Genomic DNA, 4,834 nt, shown 5'->3' on the forward strand with positions numbered 1-4,834 from the left:
ATAGGCGTAGTGCCGTGGCGTGAGCTTGATCCCTTGCGCCGGCACGAGGTCGGTGTAGGGGTCATGCGGCTTTGGCAGGTGCGCGTGCACCGATCGCATGACTTCCTCGAGCGCGTGCGGACCGGTGACAGCCAGCACCTGTGGATGGGTTTGCTTGACGATATCGCCCTTGGCGCCGAGACAGCCGGTGACGATGACACGCCCGTTCTCCGCCAGCGCCTCGCCGATGGCCTCCAGCGACTCTTCGACCGCCGCGTCAATGAAGCCGCAGGTATTGACCACCACAAGATCCGCGCCGGCGTAATCAGGCGAGATCGCGTAGCCCTCGGCGCGCAATTGCGTGAGGATGCGTTCGGAATCCACCAGCGCCTTGGGGCAGCCGAGGCTGACGAACCCGACACGGGGAATGGAGGCAGCGCCGGTCTGCGCCGCCGGTGGAGAAAGAACCGCTTTGGGCATGGGGTCTATTCCACCTTGAGGTAGGCGAAGCCCTGATGTTGCAAGTCCGCGATGCGCGCCACACCGGAGGGCACCAACGCTACGCCAGGAATGATCTTTTCCTTGGGCAGTTGCACCGCATCGCGCGTGATTTCGCAGAGCTCGAGCTTCACGCCCTCGTTGTCACGCAGTGTCGCCAGCCGGGCCAGTAATTCCGCCCGTCGCTGCTTGAAGGCGGCGTCCTCGGCAAACGGCGTGCCGGCGAGCTTGTCCTGCGTCACGAAACGAATGCCGTAGGAAACGAACACGATACGCACGTCATATTCCTTCATCTCGGACTGATAGGTCGAAACCATATTATGGATATTGGTCAGCATGGCGCTGAAGCGGCGCGGGTCGGCGAAATCGGCGTGGTACACCACCTTGACCACCTCATCTTTCGGTTTCGCGGCAGGCTGATCGGCCGCCGCCGCATTCAAGGCGCCAGCTCCCCATAACACCAACATGGCCATGAACATCCATTGCAACGGACTACCCAGTCTCTTGATCATGATTCACCTTCACTAGGTCCCGGGCAGGCGGGAGGAATCGGATAATGATAACACTTGCCGGACAGCGGCGATGCGCGCCTCGTGGATGCGCGCGCCGATATCCGGGCCCTGGCCGCCGCCCGCGGCAATCGCCGACGTATCGACGGCGCGCGCCGCGGCGAAGACGCTGCGGAAAAGCCTGGCCTGGGGATAGGGCTTATCCTCGCTGCCATGGCGGCCGCGGAAATCGGCCTCGCAGGCGGTGACGAACAGGTCCACCCGCTCCGGCCGGCGGAACGCGTCCATGGCCTCGAGCGTATCGACCACGGTCGCCGGGCGCAGTTCGGCGATCTTGTGACAGTGCGCGTGAAAACGCGCGGCGATCAATGCCAGGTCACGGTGCTCGTTGGGCACGCGAAACCGCTGGCAGAAATTTTTTACCAGTTCGGCGCCGCGCGCCTCATGACCGATGTGCTGCGGCCATTCCTCCCTGGGCGTGGCGCCCTTGCCGAGATCGTGCATGAGCGCGGCGAAGCGCACGCGCGTATCGGGCGAAAGTTTTGCCGCGGCATCGATCACCAGCATGATGTGCACGCCGGTATCCACTTCCGGGTGATGCTTTTCCGGCTGCGGCACGCCGAACAGCGCGTCGATCTCGGGAAACAGCCGCGCCAGCGCGCCGCAGCCGCGCAGGACTTCGAAAAAACGCGAGGGTTTGTCTTCCCCGAGCGCGCGCTCGAGTTCCGTCCACACGCGCTCCGCCACCAGATGATCGACCTCGCCGGATTCGACCATCCGGCACATGAGCTGGTTGGTGCCGTGCGCCACGTGGAAACCCCATTTGGCATAGCGCGCGGCGAAGCGCGCCACGCGCAGGATGCGCACCGGGTCCTCGGCGAACGCCGGCGAGACATGGCGCAGCACGCCGTTGCGCAAGTCCTCGGCGCCGCCGAACGGATCAACGAGCTTGCCCTGTTCATCCTCCGCCATCGCGTTGATGGTCAGGTCGCGCCGCTTGAGATCGTCTTCCAGCGTCACGTCCGGGGCGGCATAGACCTTGAAACCCTTGTAGCCGTGGCCTGATTTACGCTCGGTGCGCGCCAACGCATGCTCCTCTTTCGTGACCGGATGCAAAAACACGGGGAAATCCGCGCCCACGGGCTTGAAGCCCTGCGCCACCATTTCATCCGGGGTGCCGCCGACCACGACATGATCCCGGTCCTGGACCGGCAGGCCCAGGAGCTTGTCGCGCACCGCGCCGCCGACGAGATAGATTTTCATATGGAAAGACGAACGAGCATAGCGAGTAGGGCTACCTTTAACCTGCCATGCTAATGTGTCGATGCCACTGACGCCAAGTAGGATGCATGAAATACTTTCTGCGCTTTTTCGCCCTGTTCCTGTTGCTTGCGGTCCTCACCGGTTGTGCCAGCCCGCTTTATTACGCCCAGGCGGTGTCGGGGCAAATGGAGATTTTAACGAAACGTCGTCCCATCGAGGAGTTGCTCGCCGACCCCGCAACACCGCTGGATGTGCGACAGCAGCTCGAACTGGCCCGGCACCTGCGCGAGTTCGCCAGCCGCGAACTGCTGCTACCGGACAACCGCAGTTACAGGACCTACGCTGACCTGGAACGGCCTTATGCGGTGTGGGATGTATTCGCCGCGCCGGAGCTGTCGCTCGAACCGAAACACTGGTGCTTCATCGTCGCCGGCTGCGTGCCCTACCGCGGCTATTTCGCACGCGACAAGGCGGATCAATTCGCCGCGAGTCTCAAACAGAAAGGCTATGACGTTTACGTCGGCGGCGTACCAGCCTACTCGACCCTGGGCTGGTTCGACGACCCGGTGCTCAACACCTTCATCCACCGCTCCGAGGCCGAACTCGCGGGCCTTTTGTTCCATGAACTCGCGCATCAGAAAATCTATGTCAGCGGCGACAGCGCTTTCAACGAATCCTTCGCGACCGTGGTGGAACTCGAAGGCGTGAAACGCTGGTTCGAACACCAAGGCACGGTGCAACAAACGGAGGCCTACCGGCAGAAAATAAAGCGGCGCGAGGAGTTCAACACGCTGGTATTGAAACACCGCGCGCGTCTCAAGGAAATCTATGCCTCAAACTTGAGCGATGCGGAAAAACGCATCGCCAAGATGCGGGTATTCGGGGAACTGCGAAATGATTATGCGACACTGAAAGCAGATTGGGGTGGCTACACGGTCTTCGACAGCTGGTTCGCGCAGGATTTGAACAATGCGCATCTCGCCGCGATCGGTCTCTACAGCCAGTACGTCGCAGCATTTCAGGCACTGCTGGCGCAGCATAATGGGGATTTGGCGACCTTTTACCGCGAAGTGGAACGACTCGCACAACTTCCCCCTGATGAACGCGCCGTGGCACTTCAGGCGCGCAGGTAAGCAGCTAAAAAGGGTGGCGTCCCATTAATTTTCCGCGCGGGAATGACGCGTGACTAATGCGGCGCGAGATAAGTCGGCGCGATTTGTTCCAAACTCGACGGCGTGATGCCGAACACCCCGGGAAAACCTTTATCGCACACGCTGTCCACTTTGAGCGAACGATAATTGTCGAGCGAGAACGGTTTGCCCGGCACTAATTCCAGCATCGCGGCTTGCAGATACGACAAGGCATCGTTCAGGCCGACGATGCACACGCGCTTGCCAATGATCCTGGCGACGTATTCCACGATCTCGCGCAGCGAGTATACCTTCGGTCCGCAGAGGTCGTAGCGCTGCCCGAAGGTCTTGTGGTTGTCGAGCGATTCCACGAAGGCGCGTACGACGTCTTCGACGTATACCGGCTGAAAGCGCGCCTGGGGACAGGCGAGCGGGAACACGCCGGGCGCGAGGCGCAGCAAGCCGACAAAACGATTCAGAAAGCTGTCGCCCGGACCGAAGATGACCGAAGGGCGGAAACTCGTGACGTGAAAATCCGGATTCTCCGCGCGGTGGACGGCGTCCTCGCCCAGCGCCTTGGTGCGCAGGTAATGGCTCGGTGCGGCGGGCGAGGCCTGCAACGCGCTCATGTGCAGCAGGCGTGTCACGCCCGTCTGGCGGCAGGCCTCGACGATTTTCTCTGGCAGCTCGGTATGCACCCGCGCGAAGCCGCGTCCGTCCCGGCCTTTTTCGTTGAGGATGCCGACCAGGTTGATGACGGTGTCGCGGTCTTCGAGCTGCCTGCGCAGAAATTCGGGGTCGTACACATCGCCCTGCACCAGCCGCACCGTCGGCAGCACCAGCAGATCGCGCTGGCGTTCACGGTGAAGCGTGAAGATGACGATGTCGTGCTCGGCCTCGGACAGGCGCATGGCGAGGCGCTTCCCGACGAAGCCGGTTCCGCCCAACAGGCAGATTTTGTGCGTGGACATGGTATGGCGTTTGAGTCCGGAAATTCAGCCAAGTTCTACAAGCCCTGGCGCACGGGGTCAAGCGCCGTCGCTGCCACGAGGCGATTGGCGTGCGGAAAACTGTTGGAGGGAATTCGCGAGCCCGATCAGGGTGCAGGATGATTGACGCGCGCCGGGCGGCGCAACGTCTTTTTAGTCCTCCGGGCGATAGACGGAATACCCGATGTTGAAGCGTTTGGACGCATACATGGCCATGTCGGCGCTCTTGCACAGGGTGGCGACATTCTCGCCGTGCTCCGGATACACGGCGATACCGATACTGCAGGCGCTCTTGAGCGTGTGGTCACCGACCTTGAAAGACGGTTCCAGGACCTTGATCAACTTCTCGGCGACCTTCACCGCCCCGGCCTCGTCGGTGGAGGGAAGCACCAGGGCGAACTCGTCGCCGCCGAGCCGGCCGGCCGTGTCCGATTGCCGCAGGACGCGCTGCAGACGCAAGGCCACC

5 protein-coding genes and 1 pseudogene are annotated in these 4,834 nt (G+C 62.1%); 1 reads left to right on the top strand and 5 read right to left on the bottom strand.

Translation table 11 applies throughout. The features are described 5' to 3' along the window. From rimO to ACC569_RS13880, 3 genes and pseudogenes are all read right to left on the bottom strand, one after another. Positions 1–459 (bottom strand): annotated as a pseudogene (gene rimO / locus ACC569_RS13870) (30S ribosomal protein S12 methylthiotransferase RimO); the annotation flags it as partial. A gap of 5 nt (positions 460–464) precedes the next feature. Further along, positions 465–989 carry a DsrE family protein gene (locus ACC569_RS13875; protein WP_372524123.1) on the bottom strand — a complete coding sequence of 175 codons (525 nt, stop codon included), beginning with the start codon at positions 987–989 and terminating at the stop codon, positions 465–467. A gap of 12 nt (positions 990–1,001) precedes the next feature. Then, positions 1,002–2,249, bottom strand: a complete 1,248-nt coding sequence (locus tag ACC569_RS13880) for a multifunctional CCA addition/repair protein (RefSeq protein WP_372524124.1) — start codon at positions 2,247–2,249, stop codon at positions 1,002–1,004. 86 nt (positions 2,250–2,335) lie between these two features. On the opposite strand from ACC569_RS13880, the gene ACC569_RS13885 reads away from it, so the two are divergent. Next, complete coding sequence (locus ACC569_RS13885; protein ID WP_372524125.1) at positions 2,336–3,382, top strand: aminopeptidase; 1,047 nt, start codon at positions 2,336–2,338, stop codon at positions 3,380–3,382. A gap of 53 nt (positions 3,383–3,435) precedes the next feature. On the opposite strand, the gene ACC569_RS13890 is transcribed toward ACC569_RS13885, so the two are convergent. Together ACC569_RS13890 and ACC569_RS13895 are read right to left on the bottom strand one after the other, a co-directional pair. After that, positions 3,436–4,350 carry a complex I NDUFA9 subunit family protein gene (locus ACC569_RS13890; protein ID WP_372524126.1) on the bottom strand — a complete coding sequence of 305 codons (915 nt, stop codon included), beginning with the start codon at positions 4,348–4,350 and terminating at the stop codon, positions 3,436–3,438. Between the two features lie 171 nt (positions 4,351–4,521). After that, a partial coding sequence (locus ACC569_RS13895; RefSeq protein WP_372524127.1) for a diguanylate cyclase domain-containing protein occupies positions 4,522–4,834 on the bottom strand: 313 nt, incomplete at its 5' end.

The sequence above is a fragment of the Sulfuricaulis sp. genome (genome assembly GCF_041499725.1).
Classification (GTDB): Bacteria; Pseudomonadota; Gammaproteobacteria; order Acidiferrobacterales; family Sulfurifustaceae; genus Sulfuricaulis.

Excerpts from the sequence above, each read along its gene's own strand:
- ACC569_RS13875 (WP_372524123.1), bottom strand. The coding sequence starts at position 989 with ATGATCAAGAGACTGGGTAGTCCGTTGCAATGGATGTTCATGGCCATG.
- ACC569_RS13880 (WP_372524124.1), bottom strand. The coding sequence starts at position 2,249 with ATGAAAATCTATCTCGTCGGCGGCGCGGTGCGCGACAAGCTCCTGGGC.
- ACC569_RS13890 (WP_372524126.1), bottom strand. The coding sequence starts at position 4,350 with ATGTCCACGCACAAAATCTGCCTGTTGGGCGGAACCGGCTTCGTCGGG.
- ACC569_RS13885 (WP_372524125.1), top strand. The coding sequence starts at position 2,336 with ATGAAATACTTTCTGCGCTTTTTCGCCCTGTTCCTGTTGCTTGCGGTC.